The sequence below is a fragment of the Janthinobacterium sp. FW305-128 genome (assembly GCF_020858135.1).
Classification (GTDB): Bacteria; Pseudomonadota; Gammaproteobacteria; order Burkholderiales; family Burkholderiaceae_D; genus Janthinobacterium.
Window position 1 is genome coordinate 49,341 of record NZ_JACYMK010000009.1, and the last position, 22,218, is coordinate 71,558.

Genomic DNA, 22,218 nt, shown 5'->3' on the forward strand with positions numbered 1-22,218 from the left:
TCACTGTGCCTCCGCACAGTTGCGCTTCTCGGCCACGTCCCCATCCGCTCGCGACGGTTTTGGCGGGCGTTTGGGAATCAGCCGGCCTTGCCGCTGGCCGTCCACTTCAGGAAGGCGTCGCGGTTGCGCGAGCAGATGAACACCTTGCCCGAGCCGGAAAAGCGCAGCACGATGCCTTCACCGCTGGTCACGCTGTTGACGATATTGCCGAGGAAGCCGCCGATGCCGCCGCCGCTGGCACCGCCGCCCGTGGTCACGGAAATTTCGTATTTCAGGCTGTTGTCCCAGCACACGACGTGGGAATTGTCGATCACGACGTCCTTGCCCGGCTCGACGTCGAGCTGGAACATGGAGCCGAAGCCCGACACCACCACTTGTCCCGTGCCGGCCGTCTCCATGACGAAGAAGCCGCCCGACTGCGCGAACAGTGCGTTGCCGATGCTTTGCGTGCGCACTTTCATTTCCGTGCCCGAGGTGGCGGCGACAAAGGCGCCGTCGTTGAGCAGGTACTGGCGCGCGCCCACGTCGACCACTTCGATGGCGCCCGGCAGGGTGGGCGAGAGCAGGCAGTCGCCGCTGCCGCGCACCGCTTCGATGTGCTGCTGGAAGAATGATTCGCCGTTGGCGAAGCGGCGCATGATGGCGCTGCCCAGGCCGCCCGTCATCTTGCCCTTCAAATCGAGCGCCGTTTCCATCATCACCATCGCATCCGATTCGCAATAGATGGTTTCGCCCTGCTTCATGCTGACGTGGAGGAAGGGATCGACGTCGCCCGTGACACTAAATACTGGCATGATAAATCTCCAAAAAAAAGCCGCCTGATCTGTGCAGGCGGCAGTAATGATATGACAAAAGTGCAATTCACCCCGGAAAACCGTCGCGCGCACGTTCCATGCGCGGCGCAGCAGGTTTAATGAGCGTAAATTTAAGCGTTGACGCCGAACGAGCGGGCGAGGGGACCGAGGCCGCCGTTGAAGCCCTGGCCGATGGCCTTGAACTTCCATTCGCCGTTGTAGCGGTAGATTTCGCCAAAGATCATCGCCGTTTCCGTCGAGCTGTCTTCGGACAGGTCGTAGCGGGCGATTTCTTTTTCGCCTTCCGCGTTCAGGCAGCGGATGAAGGCTTTCGAGACCATGCCGAAGTTCTGGCGGCGCGCGTCGGCGTCGTGGATGGTGACGGTGATGCTGATGCGGTCGATGTCGGCAGGCACGCGGGTCAGGTCGATTTCGATGCGCTCATCGTCGCCTTCGCCTTCGCCGGTCGTGTTGTCGCCCGTGTGCACGACGGAACCGTCGGTCGACTTCAGGTTGTTGTAGAAGATAAAGTCAGAGTCGCCACGGACTTTACCGTCGTTTTTCAGGAGGAAAGCACTGCCGTCAAGGTCGAAGGTGGCGCCGTCCGTCGAACGAGGATCCCAGCCGAGGCCGACGATGATCTTCTTCAGGTTCGGTGCTTCCTTGCTCAGGTTGACGTTGCCGCCTTTTTGCAAACTGATTGCCATGTGGTGCTCCTTAAATAATTAAACTTGATCATGCCTTCATGGGATGAGCGCAAGGCGCTCGTGCCATCACTCTCTCAATTGGGGGCGGAACCCCCGATTTCAAGCTTGTGCCGCGTGCCGTTTGCGGTAACGCAAGGACGACCACAGCGAGACCAGGATGAAGGCCACGCCCGACAGGCCCGTGAACCACTCCGGAATATGGTACTTGACGGACGCCAGCATGATCAAGGCCAGGATGCCGATCGCATAGTGGGCGCCGTGCTCGAGGTAGACGAATTCGTCCAGGGTGCCCTTGTGCACCAGGTACACTGTCATCGAGCGCACGAACATGGCACCGATGGCCAGGCCCAGCATGATGATGACGACGTCGTTGGTGATGGCGAACGCGCCGATCACGCCGTCAAAGCTGAACGAGGCGTCCAGCACTTCCAGGTACAGGAAGCCGCCGATGCTGCCGCGCGCCACCGTCTTTACCAGGTCGCCATTGCCGCTTTTGGCGGGCGCGGCGCCTTCTTCTGCGTCATCCTGCAAGTCCGGCTCGCCTTCTTCCAGCAAGCCGCTGATCCAGTTCACGCCGATGTAGACGGCGATGCCGACGATGCCCGAGGCGAGCACGCTGTATTTGGCTTGCGCAGGACCCATGGCCACGCAGGCGGCCACGGCGCCCATGGTGATCAGGACGGCCAGGCTTTCCGTGCCCAGCGCGTTGACTTTTTCCTCGGCCCAGCCCAGCCAGTGCAATTCCTTCTCGTCGTCGAACAGGAAGTTCAGGAACACCAGCAGCAAGAAGGCGCCGCCGAAGGCCGCCACTTGCGCATGGTTGTCCGTCAGGTGCTTGGCATACACGTCCGGCGTGGTGGTGGCCATGGTCCACACGTCGACCAGGCCCAGGCCCGTGGCGACGGAAACGATGACGAGCGGGAACAGCAGCCGCATGCCGAAAACGGCCACGAGGATACCGACCGTGAGGAACAGTTTTTGCCAGAATTCATTCCAGTGGCGCAAGACGGAGGCATTCACCACGGCATTGTCGAACGACAGCGACACTTCCATGACGCCCAGCACGCCCGTGATCCACAGCGCATTGATCAGGCCGGGCATGCCGCCATGGCTGTAACCCCACCAGCCCGACACCGCCATCAGGACAAAAGTGACTAAAAAGGAAATTCTGAAATGCCGCATGAGTACCCCGTTGCAAGTGAAAGACGTTTGATTATCCGCGCCGCTGTGCGCGCCGCGCTCAGTATTGATATACGTCAATTGTTGTATATGCCATGATTTTATATTAGTTGCCGCCCGGGGCGGCGTTTTATAGAGCGACGACAGACAGTTCTGCTGGCGCGGACGATCTGCGATAATTGCGGCGCGCCCATCCGGCTGCCGCAGTCTCTTGCACACTCTCGACATATATAGAAGAAGGAATACCCCGTGGATATCGCTTACCTCGTCACGCCCCTGATCACCTGGATCCTGGTCGGACCGATCAAATTCCTGATCAACAGTGTCCGCACGCGGCAATGGGCGTTCGGCCTGGTCGGCAATGGCGGCTTTCCCAGCAACCATAGCGCCGTCGTGTCCAGCATGGCCACCCTGATCGCCTTGCGCGAAGGCATAGGCCATCCCGCCTTCGGCGTGGCCGTGACCCTGGCCTTCATCGTCATCATCGACGCCAACAGCCTGCGCCAGCACGTGGGCAAGCAGGCGGCCGCCATCAACCGCCTGGCGGGGGAAGCGGCCAGCCCCGCGCACAAGACCTTGCGCGAGCGCATGGGCCATACCCTGGTGGAGATCGCCGGCGGCCTGTGCACGGGCGTGGCCATCGGTTTCCTGATCAATTACGTGTTTGCCCGCTAAGCACTCGTTTCCTCTAGTCAAAACCCCGCTTCAAGGCGGGGTTTTGCGTTTCAGGGCGCAAAAACTACGTTTCATCCACTGATTAAAGCATTACAGGAAACGGCCGATTGACATGGCCGGATGCGCTCATGGATACTTTGGCGCTTGTGGTTTTAATAAAAATATATGCCTGCCATCGCCTGCAGCCCTATCCGGGCCGCCGGGACGGCCGTGGCGCTATCTATCCGGAGAAATACCCATGTTGCGCAAAACCCTGTTTGTTCTGGCAATTGCTTCTGCCTTGGCCGCCTGTGGCAAAGAGTCCAAAGATCCCGGCAAGGGCGGCAAGGATGGCAAGGAACAGGCGGGCGCTAGCGTCAATCTGCTGGTGTCCCCGGAAGACTTGCTGACCATCCAGAGCAATGCGCTGGCATCGGGCCCCGTCATCACCGGCTCCGTGCAGCCCGAGCGCAACGCGGACTTGCGCGCCGAAGTGTCGGCCGTGGTGATCCAGGTGATGAAGGAAAACGGCGAAATCGTCAAACGGGGCGACGTGCTGGTGCGCCTGGACGAAACGGCCATCCGCGACAGCCTCAATTCGGCCGAGGAAGCCAGCCGCGCCTCGAGCCAGGTGCTGGAGCAGTCCGAACGCATGTTCCAGCGCATGAAAACCCTGCGCGCCTCGGGCATGACGTCGACGCAGGCGCTGGAAGACGCGGAAATCCGCCGCAACAATGCGCAAAGCGATTTGTCCGCCGCGAAGAGCCGCGCCGCCCAGGCGCGCCAGCAGCTGCAGCGCACCCTCGTGCGCGCGCCGTTCGACGGCATCGTGAGCGAGCGCAAGGTATCGAATGGCGATACGGCGCAAATCGGCAAGGAATTGATCAAGGTCATCGATCCGACCAGCATGCGCCTCGAGGGCCTGGTGTCGGCCGACAAGATCGGCGTCGTCAAGGTGGGCCAGCCTGTGCTGTTCCGCATCAATGGCTATCCCGGCCAGGATTTCGCGGGCAAGGTGCGCCGCGTCGATCCTGCCGCCAACGCCGTCACGCGCCAGGTGGCCGTGCTCGTCGATTTCAATGACAAGCAACAGCCGCGCGTGGCCGGCCTGTACGCGGAAGGCCGTATCGAGACGGAAACCGTCAGCGCGCTGATGATCCCCGATTCGGCTCTGGTGAAGGCGGGCGACGTCACGTACACGTGGAAAGTCAAGGACAAGGCCTTGCATAAAACTAACTTGCGCATCGGCGCGCGCGACGTGCGCACGGGCCAGTGGGAAGTGCAAAGCGGCCTGGCCAGCGGCGACACCGTGCTGCGCACGCCCGGTTCGACCTTCAAGGATGGGCAGAAAGTGGAATTGACGGCAGCCAAGGCCGTGCCCGCCGCCATGGCCAGCAGCAGCGCCGCCGTTGCCGGTAAAGGAAACTAAGCCATGTTCCTTTCCGATTTCAGTATCAAGCGGCCCACCGCCACCATCGTCCTGATCCTGGCGATGATGTGCGTCGGCTTGCTGGCGCTCAAGAAACTGCGCGTCAACCAGAATCCGGACGTCGAAGTGCCGTTCATCGTCGTCAGCATTCCTTACCCTGGCGCATCGCCCGACACGGTCGAGCGCGAAGTGGTGAACCGCCTGGAAAAGTCGCTGCAAAGCATTTCCGGCGTGACCGAGGTCAACAGCGACTCGAATGAGGGTGCGGCCAGCATCTTCCTGAAGTTCTCCTTCAATACGAATTTGATCGAGGCGTCCGACAATATCCGCAATGCGATTGCCGCCGTGCGCTACAAGTTGCCGACGGAAATGCGCGAGCCCATCCTGCAGCGCATCGACCCGGCTGCCGAGCCGATCATGCAGCTGGCGCTGTCGTCGAACTCGCAAAGCCATGCGGAAATTTCGCGCCTGGCCGAAGACGTGCTGTCGGACCGCTTCCGCACTGTCGATGGCGTGGCGCTGGTCAACGTGGGCGGCTCGCTCAAGCGCGAACTGTCCGTGCTGCTGCGGGCGGAGAAACTGCGTGAATACAATGTGTCCGTCAGCGACGTCGTCACCGCCCTGCGCAACCAGAACACGAATGCCCCCGTCGGCAAGGTGCGCGGCACCCTGGACGAGAAAAGCATCCGCCTCGTGGGCCGCATCGAGTCGCCAAGCGACTTCGAGAAAGTGGTGATCAAGCGCCGCGGCGAGGAAATCGTGCGCCTGGCCCAAGTGGCCACCATCGAGGACGGCTTTGCCGAAGTCAACAGCCTGAGCATGCGCAGCGGCAAGCCCAACGTGGGCATTTCGATTACCCGCGTGCGCGACGCGTCCACCGTCAGCGTGGCCAACAAGATCCGCGACATGGTGGCGGACATCAACAAGACTTTGCCGAAAGGCACCTTGTTGCAAGTGACGCGCGATGGCGGCGAAAACGCCCAGCATAGCTTGAACAATGTGATCGAATCGCTGGTCCTGGGCGCCGTGCTGACGATTTTCGTCGTCTACGCCTTCCTGAACTCGTGGCGTTCGACCCTGATCACGGCGCTGAGCCTGCCCACGTCCGTGATTGCCGCCTTCATCGCCGTGTGGCTGTGCGGCTTTACCCTGAACTTCATGACCCTGCTGGGCCTGTCGCTGGCCATCGGCGTGCTGATCGATGACGCCATCGTCGTGCGTGAAAACATCGTGCGCCACATGCAGATGGGCAAGGACCGCCGCACGGCCGCGCTGGAAGGTACGGCCGAGATCGGCATGGCCGTGGCCGCCACGACCTTCTCGATCATCGCCGTCTTCATTCCCGTGGCCTTCATGCCGGGGATCTCGGGCGAATGGTTCCGTCCGTTCGCCCTGACGGTGACGTGCTCGGTGCTCGTCAGCCTGGGCATTTCGTTTACGCTCGACCCGATGCTGTCGGCCTACTGGGGCGACCCGGTGGAAGAGCACTCGGCGCCGAAAAAGGGCATCGGCCGCGTGCTCGATAAATTCAACCACTGGTTCGACCATCAGGCCGACCGCTATGGCCGCGTGATCGCCTGGGCCCTGCACCACCGCCGCTGGATGGCCTTCATCGCCGTCATCAGCCTGGCGGGCGCCATCGCCCTGCACATCACGCATGGCGGCACGAGTTTCTTGCCGGCATCCGATTCGGGCAATCTGATGATCAATGTGCGCACGCCATCGTCGAGCAGCATCGAGTATTCGCGTCTGAAACTGGAAGCGGCGGCCGTGCTGGCGCGCACCTTGCCTGAAACCAAGGATACCAACAGCTCCATCAATGCGGGCGGCGGCCGCGTGTATGTCGACATCGGCAAGCGCAACACGCGCAAGCGTTCGGCCAAGGAAATCGCCGTCGAGCTGCGCGAGAAGATGTCGCGCCTGGTGGGCGCCGAATACGTGGTGCAGGATGACTTGAGCAACGGTTCGCAAAAGCCGATCCAGGTGGAATTCACGGGCCCGGATTCGCGTAAACTCATGGAAATTACCAACGCCTACATGGACAAGCTGCGCGCCATTCCCGGCGCCGTTGACGTGGGCTTGTCGGAGCAGGACCCGAAGAACGAGCTGCAGATCGAGCTCAACCGCGGTCTGGCCAACTCGATGGGCATTTCCGTCAACGATGCGGCGCAATCGTTGCGCGTGGCCTTTGCCGGCGTGGAAGTGGGCGACTGGGTCGATCCGACGGGCGAAACGCGCGACGTGGCCGTGCGCCTGCATCCCGACGACCGCGTGGCATCGGAAAACATCGAGCGCCTGCCGATCAGCGTGACGGGCACCTCGCAAATGGTGCCGCTGGACCAGATCGCCACCATTACCATGGGCAAGGGCCCGTCCGGCATCGAGCACAAGAATGGCAAGCGCACGATCACCGTGTCGGCCAATGCGCAGGGCCGTTCGAATGGCGAAGTGACGAGCGACGCCATGAAGCTGGCCAACTCCATCGACTTCCCGCCCGGCTACGGCCTGGCGCTGGGCGGCGCTGGCCAGGACCAGCAGGAGCTGTTCACGGAAATGCTGATCGCGCTGGTGATGGGTATCGGCCTGATGTATTTGATCCTGGTGATGCAGTTCGGTTCCTTCACGGCGCCGGTGGCCGTGATGATGTCCTTGCCGCTCAGTCTGATCGGCGTGGTGGTGGCGCTGGTGATCACGAACAACACCCTCAACCTGATGAGCTTTATCGGCATCATCATGCTGATGGGCCTGGTCGCCAAGAACGCCATCCTGCTGCTCGACGCGGCGCGCAAGCGCGAGGAAGAGGGCCATGGCCGCGAAGATGCGCTCATGTATGCGGGCCGCATGCGTTTGCGCCCCATCCTGATGACGACGTTCGCGCTGATCGCCGGTATGTTCCCCGTCGCGCTGGGCCTGGGCGAGGGTGGCGAGTTCTACCGTCCATTGGCGATCGCCATCATCGGCGGCACCATCACTTCGACGATTCTGACCCTGCTGGTCGTGCCGACCTTCTATGACAGCATCGAGATCGCCCGCGATGGCGCCGTGGCCAAGTTCCACCGCCGCGCCGCGCGCATGCCCGTGGTCGTGGCCATGATATTGACCCTGATCGAATGCGTGCTGACCCTGCTGATGGTGCGCTTCGTCTACCGCATGCTGAAAAAGGCCGTGCTGTTCCTGATGGGACGCCGCGCGCCGAAAGCGGCGTCGGTCAGCCTGCAAAAGTAAGTCAGGCAGCCTCGGCTGCGCAATCCTTGTGCCAGGTCAAAGAGCCTTCTTCGGAAGGCTCTTTTTACGTCTGGTGCTCTACAATCGTAGGACGGGTGGGCAGGATCGCCAGCCTGGTATCGCGATACTTTTGCGATATTTTTCAACGGCAATGTGGCACGGCAACGTAACGGACCAGCACCATGTTCTTCAGCATCCGGCAGCCCATACTCGGCATCCTCATGGCATGCCTGCTGGCCGCTTGCGCCGTCGGGCCGGACTTCCGGCCTCCCGCCGCCCCTGGCGGCGACCGCTACACGCCGGCACCGTTGCCGGCGCACACCGTGGCCGCCCCTGGTCCCGCCGGCCAGGCGCAGCGCTTCGTGCCGGGCCAGGATATTCCCGCGCAATGGTGGTCGCTGTTCCAGTCGCCGGCGCTGGACCAGCTGGTGCGCGGCGCCCTCGCGCGCAGTCCGGGCCTGGCGTCGGCCCAGGCGGCCCTGCGCCAGGCCGATGAAAACTACCGCACCCTGTCCGGCCGCCTGCTGTATCCCGAAGTGGGCGCCCGGCTGGGCGTCAGCCGCGAAAAAAACAGCAGCCTGGAAGGGGCGGGCGGCGTCCTCAATTTGTACAATGCCTCGGTGAATGTGTCGTATGCGCTGGATGTATTCGGCGGCAACAAGCGCCAGCTGGAGGGCTTGCAAGCGCTGGCCGACTATCGGCAGTATCAGCTCGAAGCCGTGTACCTGGCCCTCACGGCCAACCTGGTGACGGCGGCCATCCGCGAAGCGTCGTTGCGCGCCCAGCTGCAGGCCACCGGCGAAATACTCGACGCGCAGCAAAAGCAGCTGGACCTGATCGAGCAGCAATTGCGCTTCGGCGCCATCGGCCGCGCTACGGTGCTGGTCCAGCGCAACACGGTGGCGCAGACGCGGGCCAGCGTGCCGCCGCTGGAAAAGGCGCTGGCCCTGACGCGCCACCAGCTGTCCGTGTATGCGGGCCGCTTGCCCAGCGAGCCCGGCATGCCTGAATTCGACCTGGCGTCGCTGCGCCTGCCGCAGGACTTGCCCGTTTCCCTGCCGTCGGCCCTGGTGCGTCAGCGTCCCGACATCCGCGCCAGCGAAGCGCTGCTGCAGCAAGCCAGCGCGCAGATCGGCGTCGCCACGGCAGCCATGTATCCCCAGTTCACCCTGACGGGCAATGCCGGCGCGCTGGCCACCAGCGTTCCCGCGCTGCTGCACGCCAGTTCTGCCGTGTGGGGCGTGGCGGCCGGGCTGGCACAGCCTATTTTCAATGGGGGCGCATTGCGCGCCCAGCGGCGTGCCGCCATCGCCGCCTACGAGGGCGCGGCGGCCGATTACCGCGCCACCGTGCTGGCCGCCTTCCAGAATGTGGCGGACAGCTTGCGCGCCCTCGAGGCCGATGCCGCCGCCTTGCAGCAGCAAGCCGAGGTGGAGGCGCTGGCCAGCGAATCGCTGGCGCTGAGTACGCAGCAATTCAAGCTGGGCGCCATCAGCTACCTGAGCTTGCTGGACGCCCAGCGCACCTACCAGCAGGCCAGGGTGGGGCTGGTACAGGCGCAGGCGGCCCGCTATGCCGATAGCGCAGCGCTGTTCCAGGCGCTGGGCGGCGGCTGGTGGAACCGTCCTGCGCTGCAGGCCGTTTCCATGGCGGCAGACTGACGGGCTGGCAAGGCAAGGTCTTGCAACACGACACGCGTAATGGCAGCCGCAAGCAACAACAAGGAGCGTATCCATGACGAAACGCACGAAACGCATGCTCATCATGCTGGGGGCGGTGGTGCTGTTGATTGCCCTGCTGGCGCTGGGATTTTTCCTGCACATCCGCCAGCTCATGGCCAGTTCGCCCAAGCCCGCGCCGGAAACGGTGTCGGCGACCCTCATCCGCAAGGTCGAGTGGCAGCCGCACCTGGCGTCCGTGGGCACCCTGGTGGCCGTGCGCGGCGTCGACGTGACGAGCGAAATCGCCGGTCTCGTCAGGTCCATCCATTTCAAGTCCGGCCAGGAAGTGAAGGCGGGGCAAGTGTTGCTGCAGCTGAATGCGGACGCCGACCTGGCGCAGCTGCGCGCCTTGGAGGCGGCGGCCGAACTGGCCGCGTCCGTGCTGGCGCGCGACCGCCAGCAATTTGCCGTGCAGGCGATCAGCCAGGCGCAGGTCGACAATGACGTGGCCGACGTGAAAAGCCGCAAGGCGCTGGCGGCCCAGCAGGCGGCGCTGGTGGACAAGAAAACCATCCGCGCGCCGTTCGCGGGCAAGCTCGGCATCACCACGGTCAACCCGGGCCAGTATTTGAATCCCGGCGACAAGATCGTCACCTTGCAAACCATCGATCCCATCTATGTGGACTTTTATATTCCGCAAAAGCAGCTGGGCGGGCTGCAGGTGGGACAGGTGCTGAACCTGTCCAGCGATGCGCATGCGAACACGGCGTTTGCGGGCAAGGTCAGCGCCATCAGTTCCAAGGTCGACCCGGCCACGCGCAATGTGCAGGTGGAGGCCACGGTGGCCAATCCCCAGCGGCAGTTGTTGCCGGGCATGTTTGCCAACGTCAAGGTGGAAGTGGGAGAAAAGAAACAGTATCTGACCTTGCCGCAGACGGCGATCACCTACAACCCGTATGGTTCCACCGTCTTCGTCGTGCAGCCGGCGCAGCAGGCGCACAAGGCCGCCGCGCCGGGCAGCGCCGCTCCCGCCGCCCCACCGCCGAAGGCGGGCGAGCTGGTGGTGCGGCAAGTGTTCGTCACGACGGGCGAAACGCGCGGCGACCAGGTGGCCGTGCTGACGGGGCTCACCGAGGGGCAGCAAGTCGTCACCAGCGGGCAGATCAAGCTCAAGAACGGTAGTCCCGTGGTGATCAGCAACGTCGTCGAGCCGCGCAATAATCCGCAGCCCACACCGCAGGAACACTGAGGCGCCGCCATGAACTTCACCGATCTCTTTATCCGCCGGCCCGTGCTGGCGATGGTGGTGAGCCTGCTGCTGGTGGTGCTGGGCTTGCGCTCCCTGTTCAGCTTGCCCATCAACCAGTATCCGAAGACGCAGAACGCCGTCGTGACGATCTCGACCACCTATTACGGCGCCGACGCGCAGACGGTGGCCGGTTTCATTACGCAGCCGCTGGAATCGGCCATCGCCCAGGCGCAGGGCATCGATTACCTGTCTTCGTCGAGCAGCAGCGGCGTGTCGACCATCACGGCCACCCTGCGCCTCAATTACGACGCGAACCGGGCTTTGACGGAAATTAACACCCAGGTCAGTTCCGTGAAGAACCAGCTGCCCGCCCAAGCGCAGACGCCCGTGCTGACGGTGCAGATGGGGCAGACGACGGACGCGATGTACCTGGGCTTTTACAGCAAGACCTTGCCGACGAATAATGTGACGGATTACCTGAGCCGCGTGGTCAAGCCCAAGCTCGATTCCATCAGTGGCGTGCAGACGGCGGAACTGCTGGGCGCGCGCCTGTTCGCGCTGCGCGCCTGGCTCGATGCGGACAAGATGGCCGCGTTCGGCGTGACGGCGGCCGAGGTCAGCACTGCCCTGGGCAATAACAATTATCTGGCCGCGCTCGGGTCCAGCAAGGGGCAGATGGTGACCGTTCCCCTGACGGCGGGCACGGACCTGCATTCGGTCGAGGAATTCAGGAAGCTCGTCGTCAAACGCAGCGGCGACTCCATCGTGCGGCTGGAAGACCTGGCCACCGTCGTGCTGGGTTCGGAAAACTATGATTTCAACGTGGCCTTCAGCGGCGTGCGCTCCGTCTTCATCGGCATCAAGGTGGCGCCGGAAGCCAATATCCTCGACGTGGCCAAGCGCGTGCGCGCCAGCTTTCCCGATATCCAGTCCCAGCTGCCGGCCGGGCTGACGGGGGAGATCGTGTACGACTCGACGTTCTTCATCAATACCTCCATCAGGGAGGTCATCAAGACCCTGGTCGAGGCGCTGCTGATCGTCACCATCGTCATCTATCTGTTCCTGGGCAGCCTGCGGGCCGTGATCGTCCCCGTGATCGCCATGCCGCTATCGCTGATCGGCACGTTTACGGCCATGCTGGCGCTCGGCTATTCCATCAACTTGCTGACCTTGCTGGCCATCGTGCTGGCCATCGGCCTGGTGGTCGACGACGCCATCATCGTGGTGGAAAACGTGGACCGCCACATGAAGCAGGGCCAGCCGCCGCTGGAGGCGAGCCTGCTGGCGGCGCGCGAACTGGGCAGCCCGATTCTGGCCATGACGGTGGTGCTCATCGCCGTGTACGTGCCCATCGGTTTCCAGGGGGGCCTGACGGGTGCGCTGTTTACGGAATTCGCCTTCACCCTGGCCGGCGCCGTGGCCGTGTCGGGCATCGTGGCCCTGACCCTGTCGCCCATGATGTGTTCGCGCTTTTTCCGTCCGGAACAGGATAGCGGCCGCTTCGTGCAAGCCATCGACCGCGTCTTCGGCAAGGTGCACGACACGTACCAGCGTTTGCTGCATGCGCTGCTCGACACCTGGGTGGTGCTCATCGTCATGGCGGCGCTATTGATGGTGGTGCTGGGGCTGATGTTCAAGATGTCGCAGTCCGAGCTGGCGCCCGAGGAAGACCAGGGCGTCGTGCTGTCGCAGGTGGTGGGCGACCCGACGGCCACCTCGGACCAGATGCAGGTGTATGCGGAGCAAATCTACCAGGTGGCCAAGGCCATGCCCGAATACAGCCAGATGTTCCAGATCACGGGCGTGCCGACGGTCAACTCGGGTTTTGGCGGCATGCTGATGACGCCTTGGAACGAGCGCACGCGCAGCGCCAAGGAAGTGCAGCAAGACTTGCAGGCGGGCTGGAACAAGATCGCCGGCGCCCGCGTGGCCGCCTTCCAGTTTCCCGCCTTGCCGGGCTCTTCGGGCTTGCCCGTGCAGTTCGTTATCTCTACCACGGAGCCGTTTGAAAATCTCGACACCATTGCGCAGCAGGTGCTGGAGAAGGCGCGCTCATCGGGCAAGTTCTATTTCATCGATACGGACTTGAAAATCGACAAGCCGCAAGCGACCGTCGTGATCGACCGCGACAGTGTCGCCGCGCTCGGCATGACGCAGCAGGATGTGGGGCAGGCACTGGGCGCTGCTCTGGGCGGCAACTACGTCAATTACTTTTCCATCGCCGGGCGTTCGTATAAAGTGATCCCGCAGGTGCTGCAGGTGGACCGCCTGAACCCGTCGGCAGTACTGGATTTCCACATCAAGACGCCCAGCGGCACGATGATACCGGCCAGTACCGTCGCGCATATCCAGTACGACGTCGTTCCCGAGTCGATCAACCGCTTCCAGCAACTCAATTCCGTGACGCTTGCCGGCGTGTCCGGCGCCTCGCAGGGCGAGGTGCTGGGCTTCATGCGCGACACGCTGGCCCAGGTGGCGCCCAGCGGCTACACGGCTGATTATGCGGGGCAGTCGCGCCAGTTCGTGCAGGAATCGGGCGGTTTTGTCGTCACCATGCTGTTTGCCGTGGTGATCGTCTTCCTGGCGCTGGCGGCGCAGTTCGAGAGTTTCCGCGACCCCGTCGTGATCCTCGTTTCCGTGCCGCTGGCCCTGTTTGGCGCCACCATGTTCATCTTCCTCGGCTTTGCGTCGATCAATATCTACACGGAGGTGGGCCTGGTGACCCTGATGGGCCTGATCAGCAAGCATGGCATCCTGATCGTGGAAGTGGCCAATCAGCTGCAAAAGACAGGCAAGAGCAAGCGCGAGGCCGTCGAGGAGGCGGCCGCCGTGCGCCTGCGCCCCATCCTGATGACGACGGCCGCCATGGTGTTTGGCGTGCTGCCCCTGGTGATCGCCTCGGGCGCGGGCGCGGCCGGGCGCCACGCGATGGGGCTGGTGATTTTCACGGGCCTGTCCATTGGCACCTTGTTTACCCTGTTCGTGGTGCCCGCCATGTATCTGTTCCTGGCGGCGGACCACCAGGCGCTGAGCGCACGGGGGGCTGGCAAGGCGGTTCCGGCCCACTGAGGCGCGGTGGCTGCGAGATTGTTGCGCTCTGCAATAAAAAGAGCCTTCATCGGAAGGCTCTTTGTTGCGTATTCTGCTACGGGCTTGCAGCCCGGCCGGCCGTCGGGGCGGAGCGCAGGCGGTATTTAGCTGCCGCGTGGTGGGGTGGTGCCGGTCCCTGTGCCCGTCCCGCCCCCTGTGCCAGTTCCGGTCCCAGTGCCGGTTCCGGTCCCTGTACCGGTGCCGGTACCCGGCGTCGTGTTGGGCGGAGTGGTCGGCGGCGTGGTCGTGCCGTCGGGATTGGTGGTCGTGCCCGGTGCAACGGATGGGGTGGCGGGCGTGGTTGTGTCCGGCGTGGTGGTGCCGCTGGTGCCCGAGGTGCCGCTGCCGCCTGTGCCGGGCGTGGTGGCGGGCGTAGCTGGCGTGGCCGGGGCGGTCGTGGTTTCGTTATGCTTGTTGCAGCCGCCCAGCAGCGCGCAGACGATGGCGGTGCCGAGGACAAGCTTGCTGGTGCTAGGGAGTGGGGCCGTCATGATTGTTCCTTTCTCATTGGAAAGCTGTCGTGGGTAGTCATACCTTGCCAACTGCCTGCCACGGTGCGGGCAGGCCGTCGTAGCAAGGCTGGCATCGCTTGCAAAAAATTAGAGTGGGCAGGTGCGCACAGGTTCACCGGATTTACAAATCAACGGCTATCGGCAGCAGGATCGGCGATCCGTTTTGATATGGCGCAAACGCGCCACGTGAACGAGAAAGAAAGGGCCAGGACAGGACGTCCCGGCCGCGGGCGAGGGCTTTATTTGACGGCAGGGGCCTTGCTCACTTCCACTTCCCAATCCACGCCTGACGCGACGTGGTGTTTGGCGGCGAAGTCGCCCTGGCTGATGGCCACGGCCACGTCGAGCAGGCTGTTCAGGTAAACCAGCGGCTTGCCTTTGGCGACGCCGCCAAACGTGTGCTCGAACGGCGCGATTACCTTGGCCACTTGCTTGCCCTTGTGCAGGATGCGTACTTGCAGCGGATCGTGCAGCTTCACCTGCAATTCGTCGAGCAGCGATTTCGGGATATTCGTCCAGACATTGCCATATTTCACATCGAGCACGGGCACGATACCGCGGATGGTATTGCCGTCGCGCACAGGTTTTTGATACGCGATCTTGACCACGGATGCGCTGGGCAATGACGGGCCCACCTGTTCGTAGGTGATGGCGCCCGAGGCCAGACGCGCGCCCACGTACGCGTACACGTCGCGGCCATGGAAAGTGTAGGACTCGGCGGAGCCCGCCAAGCGGTTGACCTTTTCATCGATTTCACGCAGTTCGGCCACGCCGTCGCGCTCGGCGATCAGGGTGAACAGGCCGTTGTCCGGCCCCACGAAGTAGCGGCCACCCTTGGTTTTCAGCACCACCGACTTGCGCGCCGTGCCCACGCCCGGGTCGATGACGGAAACAAACACCGTGCCTTGCGGCCAGTAATTGGCCGTCTGGTACAAACGGTAGGCGCCCAGCCAGATGTCGTAGTCGGGAATCTGGTGCGTCAGGTCCGAAATGGTGAGCTGGGGATCGACGCCATAGGCGACGCCATGCATGGCGGACACGGCGCCGTCGGCCGTGCCGAAGTCCGTCATCAGCACCAGCGGCGCGGCAGCCTGGGCACTGGATAACAGGAGGGCGCTCAGGCAGGCACCGGCGACGAGATGGGAGATTCGTTTGATAATCATGTTTTATCCTTTGCTTTTAGTACAAATAACAGTGCTTGGAAACGCATAACAAAACCGTAGCGAGCAGCAGTGAGTTGTGGCTAAGAAGCGCAACCGTACTGTAGTACGGTGAGCATCGCAGGCCGCAAATCACGACGCGCAGTAGGTTTTGTTGGCGTTTAAAATGTGTAGCTCAGCTTGGCGTAGAAGTACGCGCCGTTCACGCCGATGGGGTTGATGAAATTGTAGGGCAGGGCGCCGCCATACGTGGCGTTGTTCGTTTCCCGCACGCGCTGCGGATAGCGGTCGAGGATGTTGTTGCCGCCCACGCTCACCGTCAGTTGCTTGCTCAGTTTCAATTGCCCTTCCAGGTCCAGCGACCACACGGCGCCGAAGCGCTGCGCGGGAATGCCGTCGATCAGGGGCGCATCGCTGTCGTAGGAAAAATCTTTCAGTTCGCCAAAGCGCGTGACGCGCGCCTGTACGCCCCAGCCTGCCGCCTGCCAGTCGGCACCGAGGATCACTTTGCTGGTGGGCGACGCATGTTTGATACGGAACAAACTCGTCTCCGTCAGCAGGGTCAGACTCGGATCGATGCTGCTCAATGCAGCGGAACTTTGGCGCACCTTGTCGAGACTGGTCTTGTTCAGATTCAGCGCCGCGTTCAGGTTCAGCTTGCCTGACGTGAAGGCCAGATCGTGGTTCAGCACCACGTCCAGTCCTTTGGTACGCGTGTCGAGCAAATTGGCCAGGTAGGCCACGGACTGGATATCGCCGCGGCCATTCGCGGCCAGGTAGGCCGTGACGGCGTCGCTTTGCAAGTCGCTCGAACGCGTGATGCGGTCGCGGATGCGGATCACGTAGGCATCCACCGTCACGCTGGTGGCGGCCGCCGGTTTCCAGGCCAGGCCCAGCGAGACGTTGGTCGATTTTTCCGGTTTCAGCTGTTGTGCGCCGAAGTTGCGCGCCAGCGGGTCGCTGGCAGGCAGCAGGGCCGCCGTTTGCAGGGCCGTGCCATCGGCGTTGAAGTTCAAGGTGGCGAAGCGGAAACCCGTTTGCACAAGGGCCGGTGCGCGGAAGCTGTTCGACAGCGAGCCGCGCACAAGAAAATTGTCCGTCACTTTATAGCGCGTGGACAACTTGCCCGTGCTGGCGCTGCCGAAGTCGCTGTAGTCGGAATAGCGGGCGGCGGCGCCCACCAGCAGGCGCGGCGTGAGGTCGCTTTCCACATCCGCATACACGGAGCGGATTTGCCGGCTGCCGTCGTAGGCGTCCGATGGACGCAGGCCCGGTCCCGCCTGCGCGCCCGGTGGCGCATCGGTGAAGCTGCCGGCCGCATACGAGGCAGCATCGCCGGCCGAGCTGGTGTAGGTTTCGCGCATCCACTCGGTGCCCACGGCCACGCTGAGCGGAGCGGGCAAGCCGATGTCGATGCTGCGCGTGGCATCGATATTCAGGGCATTCTGGCGGAAGTCGAAACCGGCCAGATTGAAACGCGTGGGGCTGGCCGCGCCCAGCGAAGCATTGACGGAGTGGCTTACGCCGTAGTCAAAGCGGTCGCTGCCGTGGCGCGCGCTGGCGTCCCAGTTCCACGCGCCCGCGCTGCCGCGCACGCCGGCAACGATGCTGAGGTCGCGCTTGTCGCCGTTGGTGACGGGGCGGTAGCCGTGCGGATACAGGGCCGGTACGTTCGACGGGTCGCCCGGATAGCGGAAGTAGGCGCTGCCGTCCGATGTGCGTTCGTTGAGGGTGGCAAACGAGTACAGGTCCAGGCCGTTGGCCAGGGTGAGCTGGGTGTTGTAGAACAGATAGTTGTTGCGCTGGCGCGAGTCGCCCGACTTGAACACCACCTTGCCGTCGAGCGCCTGGTCGGCCGGCGTGAAGTTGTAGGACGTCCAGCCCGCGTCGCTGGGGCCGGCCCGTTCCGTGGGCGAGCGGCGCCGCGTTTCCGCGCCGAAGCGGAAGAATCCCGCCTCGCCCAGCGGCACGCCGTAGTCGGCGTTGACGATGACGGTCTGGCCATCTGTCAGGGTTTGATCGGTGGGGGCGAAATGCGTGTGGTTGGCGCCGTAGCTGACGGAGGCGGCGCCGCCCGTGCGCGCCTTTTTCAGCACGATGTTGATGACGCCCGCCACGGCGTCGCTGCCGTACTGGGCGCCGGCGCCGTCGCGCAGGATTTCGATGTGGTCGATGGCGTTCGGTGGAATGGCGTTGATGTCGACCGGCACGGTGCCGGCAAAGCTGCTTTCCGTGTCCAGCACGGCGCTCGTGTGGCGGCGCTTGCCGTTGATCAGCACCAGCACCTGGTCGGGCGCGAGTCCCCGCAACTGGATGCCGCGCACGGAGTCCGACGCGCCGCTCGATTCAATGCGTGGGAAGTTGATCGACGGCGACAGGTTTTGCAGGGCCGCGCCCACGTCGCCCGAGGCCAGCGCATTGCTCACTTCGCGCGCGCCGAAGCGGTCGATGGGCACGCTGCTGTCGAACACGGTGCGGTTGCGCGCGCGCGAACCGACGACGGTGACCTGGTCGATGCTGGCGCTCGCTGGCGTGGCGGCGCCGGTGGCGGTGTCGTCAGTCTGGGCCCACGCGGGCACGGCGCCCAGCATGGCACAGGCCAGTACGATGGTACGCAGCGGCGTGGCGGGAATGGATGGAGAGGCGTATGAATGGCGCGGATGCAAGGCGGTGTCCTTTAAACTTAGTCATCTGGAAACAGTTGAATGAGCTTAAGGGAGACCGTTGCCCAGGCTAACGATTCTTTCTGGATATGCTTATGCTGTTGTTTTTATGCCGCCAGATTGCGCAGCAGGGCGGGAATCTCGGCCGGGATTTCGCGCGCCAGGTAGCCGAGGATGCCGAAGCGCAAGGCCAGCTGTTCACCCGCCAGCGCATGCAGGGCGATGCCCCAGGCGCACGCTTGCTCCAGCGGTGCGCCGCGCGCGGCCAGGCCCGTGATGATGCCGGCCAGGGTGTCGCCGGAACCGGAAATGGCCAGGCCGATATTGCCGCCCGCATGCGTCCACGTGTTGCCATCGGGCATGGCGATGACGGTCAGCGCGCCTTTCAGCGCGACGATGGCATGCCAGCGCCGCGCCGCGTCCATGGCGCAGGCATGCGGGTCGGCCAGCACGGCATCCTTCGACAGGCCCATCAGCTGGGCCAGCTCGCCCGCGTGCGGCGTCAGCAGCACGGGCTGCTCAAAATGGAACTGCGGCGGCTGGCGCACGACCTGCATGGCGCAGGCGTCGAGGATCAGGCGGCTGCCGGCAAACAGGGGCAGCAGGTGGCGCATCAGCTCGCAACTGGCGGCTGTGTCGCACATGCCTGGCCCGACGAGCACGGCATCGACCTTGCCGGCCAGCGGCGCCAGCTGGTGGCGCGCCTCGTAGCGGAAGCCGCCCTGCGCCGTTTCGTCCAGGCCGATGACCCGCGCTTCGGGCATGGCGACGGCCACTTGCGCCGCCACCGACGCGCCCGTCGCCAGGGTCAGCTTGCCTGCGCCCGCGCGCAGGGCGGCCGTGGCTGCCAGCACGATGGCGCCCGGCATTTCTTCGGAGCCGGCGACGATCAGCAGATGGCCGCGCACTTCCTTGTCGCCATCGGGCTGGGGCATGGGCAGGGGCCAGGAGCGCAGCAGGGAGGGCGTGATGTCGATGGCGTCCATGGATGAGCTCCGAAGGATCAGGATTTCGGCGCAGCCGGCATGTCGGGCTGCGCCGTGACGGGTGTGCCGGCCGCTTCCAGCGGCGCGACGAAGTTGCACAGGTCCAGCTGCAGCTTGCCGTGTCTGCCCAGGGCGGGATTGAAGGCATACGAGGTGACGCCGCAGTTGGGCACGTCGGCCGCCTTGTCGATGGCCAGGATGGCGTGCTCGTCGCAGCGTTCCAGCAGGTAGCGGAAGCAGTTGACGATGACCTGGTGGCCGACGATCAGCACCCGTTCTCCCCGGTATTCGCGGGTGATGGTGTCGAGCACGCTGCGCAGGCGCAGGATGACGTCGCACCAGCTTTCGCCGCCCGGCGGGCGGAAATAAAACTTGCCGACGTGCTGGCGCTGTTCGTGCAATTCCGGGTACTTGCTGGCGATGCCGTGCACGGTCAGGCGGTCGAGGATGCCGAATTCCTTTTCGCGCAGGCGCTCGTCGGCCACCACGGCGCCCAAGCTGTCGGCATCGATGCGCGCCAGCACGGCTTGCGCCGTCTGCTGCGCCCGCACGTAGGGCGAGTACAGCACGACGGTCGGTTGTTGTTCAGGGGGGAGGGTGGCGAACCAGTCGCCGAGGGCTTGCGCCTGGCGCGCGCCAAGCTCGGAGAGGGGGACGTCGACATCGCGCTCGGCGATGGCGATTAATAACTGTTTTTCCGCTTCGGCGGCATCGCGCGCCACGTTGCCGGCACTTTGGCCGTGACGCACGATCCAGATTTGCTGCGGCCATTTCTGTTCCATCGCCTTGCGCCTTCCTCCGTATTGATTGCGATCCAATATAGACGAAAGCGGCAAGGCGCGGCGCGCAACTCGTTGGGCTTTTAGGCGGCGTGTTCCGCCTCATCCAAGTCAGGCGCGTCGTCGCTGTTGTAGACGGCCAGGTCGGTTTCGCCCATGACGCGGCTGGTGACGGTGCCGGCCGTGATCGAGCCGCTCACGTTCAGGGCCGTGCGGCCCATGTCGATCAGCGGTTCGACGGAGATCAGCAAGCCGGCCAGCGCGACGGGCAAGTCCATCGCCGACAGCACGATCAGGGCGGCAAACGTGGCGCCGCCGCCCACGCCGGCCACGCCGACGGAACCGATGGTGATGATGGCCAGCAAGGGCAGCAGGAAGCTGATGGTGAACGGATCGACGCCGACGGTGGGGGCGATCATGACGGCGAGCATGGCCGGATAGATGCCGGCGCAGCCATTCTGGCCGATGGTCGAGCCGAACGAGGCGGCGAAGTTGGCGATGCCTTCCGGCGTGCCCAGGCGCTGGGTTTGCGTCTGCACGCTCATCGGGATCGAGCCGGCGCTGGTGCGCGAGGTGAAGGCGAAGGCCAGCACGGGGAAGACTTTTTTCACGAAGCGCAGCGGGTTCAGGCCCACGCCGGCGATGATGGCCAGATGCACGAGGAACATCAATATCAGCGCGCTGTACGAGGCGACGACGAAGTTGATCAATTTCAAGATGTCCGTGTAGCTCGACGACGCCACCACTTCAAACATCAGCGCGAACACGCCGTACGGCGTCAGGCGCAGCACCAGGGTAACCATGCGCATGACGATGGCGTGCGCCACTTTCATGAAGTGCTCGAAGGAGGCGAAAATTTCCGGCTTTTTCGCCGCGATGCCCGTGGCCGAGATGCCGATGAAGATCGAGAACACGACCACGGCGATGGTCGACGTCTTGCGCGCGCCCGTCATGTCGAGGAAGGGGTTGGTCGGCACGAAGCTGACCAGCAGTTTCGGCAAGGACAGGGCTTTCGCCGTTTCCAGCGAGCCTTGCAGCTGCACGCCGCGCGCCACTTCGGCCGCGCTCGAGGTCAGGCCTACTGCCGTCAGGCCGAACAGCTTGGCCATCAAAATGCCCAGCGCGGCGGCGATCGTGGTGGTAATGAGCAGGGTGCCGATGGTCAGCGCGCTGATCTTGCCCAGGGAACTCGCATCCTTGAGCTTTAAAATGGCGGAGATGATGGAGACCATGATCAGCGGCATGATGATCATCTGCAGCAGTTTGACGTAGCCGCTGCCCACGATGTCGATGTATTCATTGGTACCCGCGATGACGGGCGAGCCGGCGCCGTACAGCCACTGCACGGCCGCGCCCAGCAGCACGCCCAGGCCCAGGCCCGTGAAGACGCGTACGGTGAACGTCGCGTGTTTGCGTTGCTGGTGGAACATGAAGGCGAAGACGATCAGCGCAACGAGCAGGTTCAGAATGATGTTAATTGCCATGAAGGGGCCTTATCTTGGTTTTATTCGAGACTGCGGAGAGCACTTTACTACAAGTCATTGCTGCCCCAGCCTGGGGCGAAAGGGCAAGCACTGTACAGTACTATGGGGGTGTTTTACGCGATACTGCTGCGAATATTACGCTATATAAATATGCTCCACAGGCATAAGCCTTCAGGATGATTGTGAAATTGGCTATTTCGTGCCAGCATGGTTTTCCCGTTTGTTAATATGCGCGCGTGATTTTAATAAGGAAAAAAATGAATGCTTTAACGGAAGTACAAGTGCTGGATGCGGAAGAGCGCTTGCGCCTGGCCATGATGGCCTCCGACGTGGCCGCGCTGAATGTCTTGCTGGCCGACGAGCTACTGTTTACCAATCACCTGGGTCATCTGCTGAGCAAGCATGCGGACCTGGCTGCGCACGAGCAGCGCCTGCTGGCCATCACGGACTTGCGCGCGTCCGAGCGCCATGTGCGCATCAACGGCAACGTGGCCGTGGTCTCCGTGCGCATGCAGTTGACGGGCAAGTATCACGACGTGGAAACGCATGGCGACTTCCGTTTTACGCGCGTGTGGGCGCAGGATGCGGCCGGCGCGCTGCAAGTGATCGCCGCCCATTCGGGCGTCGTGGCTTGAGGAGCACGGTT

The 22,218-nt window shown here is 63.5% G+C and carries 15 protein-coding genes; 7 read left to right on the top strand and 8 right to left on the bottom strand.

The genetic code is table 11. The annotated features are described in order from the left end of the window. Positions 1-77: 77 nt before the first annotated feature. The 3 genes from IGS60_RS18915 to IGS60_RS18925 all read right to left on the bottom strand — a co-directional run bounded on the left by IGS60_RS18915 (position 78) and on the right by IGS60_RS18925 (position 2,683). Positions 78-794, bottom strand: coding sequence for a TIGR00266 family protein (locus IGS60_RS18915; RefSeq protein ID WP_035826041.1), 717 nt, complete (start codon positions 792-794; stop codon positions 78-80). A 131-nt stretch (positions 795-925) separates the two neighbouring features. Next, a complete protein-coding gene (locus IGS60_RS18920; RefSeq protein WP_070290657.1) occupies positions 926-1,501 on the bottom strand; it encodes a TerD family protein in 576 nt (191 codons plus the stop codon). A 99-nt stretch (positions 1,502-1,600) separates the two neighbouring features. After that, the gene (locus IGS60_RS18925) at positions 1,601-2,683 is read right to left on the bottom strand and encodes a DUF475 domain-containing protein (protein ID WP_230505840.1); all 1,083 of its coding nucleotides are present in this window, start codon (positions 2,681-2,683) and stop codon (positions 1,601-1,603) included. 246 nt (positions 2,684-2,929) lie between these two features. Here IGS60_RS18925 and IGS60_RS18930 point away from each other — a divergent pair, with 246 nt between their 5' ends. The 6 genes from IGS60_RS18930 (at position 2,930) to IGS60_RS18955 (ending at position 13,967) form a co-directional block, all read left to right on the top strand. Next, positions 2,930-3,355 carry a divergent PAP2 family protein gene (locus tag IGS60_RS18930; RefSeq protein ID WP_070224702.1) on the top strand — a complete coding sequence of 142 codons (426 nt, stop codon included), beginning with the start codon at positions 2,930-2,932 and terminating at the stop codon, positions 3,353-3,355. Between the two features lie 238 nt (positions 3,356-3,593). Continuing rightward, positions 3,594-4,763, top strand: a complete 1,170-nt coding sequence (locus IGS60_RS18935) for an efflux RND transporter periplasmic adaptor subunit (RefSeq protein WP_070312444.1) — start codon at positions 3,594-3,596, stop codon at positions 4,761-4,763. 3 nt (positions 4,764-4,766) lie between these two features. Beyond that, positions 4,767-7,988, top strand: a complete 3,222-nt coding sequence (locus tag IGS60_RS18940) for an efflux RND transporter permease subunit (protein WP_070224700.1) — start codon at positions 4,767-4,769, stop codon at positions 7,986-7,988. A 182-nt stretch (positions 7,989-8,170) separates the two neighbouring features. After that, the gene (locus IGS60_RS18945; RefSeq protein ID WP_070312446.1) at positions 8,171-9,649 is read left to right on the top strand and encodes an efflux transporter outer membrane subunit; all 1,479 of its coding nucleotides are present in this window, start codon (positions 8,171-8,173) and stop codon (positions 9,647-9,649) included. 73 nt (positions 9,650-9,722) lie between these two features. After that, on the top strand, positions 9,723-10,898 hold the full coding sequence (locus tag IGS60_RS18950) for an efflux RND transporter periplasmic adaptor subunit (protein WP_230505841.1): 1,176 nt from the start codon (positions 9,723-9,725) through the stop codon (positions 10,896-10,898). A 9-nt stretch (positions 10,899-10,907) separates the two neighbouring features. Beyond that, positions 10,908-13,967, top strand: a complete 3,060-nt coding sequence (locus IGS60_RS18955) for an efflux RND transporter permease subunit (RefSeq protein ID WP_070312448.1) — start codon at positions 10,908-10,910, stop codon at positions 13,965-13,967. Between the two features lie 772 nt (positions 13,968-14,739). On the opposite strand, the gene IGS60_RS18960 is transcribed toward IGS60_RS18955, so the two are convergent. The 5 genes from IGS60_RS18960 to IGS60_RS18980 all read right to left on the bottom strand — a co-directional run bounded on the left by IGS60_RS18960 (position 14,740) and on the right by IGS60_RS18980 (position 21,572). Next, on the bottom strand, positions 14,740-15,663 hold the full coding sequence (locus IGS60_RS18960; protein ID WP_230505842.1) for an S-adenosyl-l-methionine hydroxide adenosyltransferase family protein: 924 nt from the start codon (positions 15,661-15,663) through the stop codon (positions 14,740-14,742). 158 nt (positions 15,664-15,821) lie between these two features. Further along, a complete protein-coding gene (locus IGS60_RS18965) occupies positions 15,822-18,326 on the bottom strand; it encodes a TonB-dependent siderophore receptor (RefSeq protein WP_230505843.1) in 2,505 nt (834 codons plus the stop codon). 104 nt (positions 18,327-18,430) lie between these two features. After that, positions 18,431-19,309 carry an NAD(P)H-hydrate dehydratase gene (locus tag IGS60_RS18970; RefSeq protein WP_230505844.1) on the bottom strand — a complete coding sequence of 293 codons (879 nt, stop codon included), beginning with the start codon at positions 19,307-19,309 and terminating at the stop codon, positions 18,431-18,433. Positions 19,310-19,326: 17 nt separating this feature from the next. Continuing rightward, positions 19,327-20,091: a histidine phosphatase family protein gene (locus tag IGS60_RS18975; protein ID WP_070224694.1), complete on the bottom strand. Its 765-nt coding sequence runs from the start codon at positions 20,089-20,091 to the stop codon at positions 19,327-19,329. Between the two features lie 80 nt (positions 20,092-20,171). Further along, a complete protein-coding gene (locus IGS60_RS18980) occupies positions 20,172-21,572 on the bottom strand; it encodes an L-cystine transporter (protein ID WP_070224693.1) in 1,401 nt (466 codons plus the stop codon). Positions 21,573-21,829: 257 nt separating this feature from the next. On the opposite strand from IGS60_RS18980, the gene IGS60_RS18985 reads away from it, so the two are divergent. Continuing rightward, positions 21,830-22,207, top strand: coding sequence for a nuclear transport factor 2 family protein (locus IGS60_RS18985; RefSeq protein ID WP_070290666.1), 378 nt, complete (start codon positions 21,830-21,832; stop codon positions 22,205-22,207). Positions 22,208-22,218 lie beyond the last annotated feature (11 nt).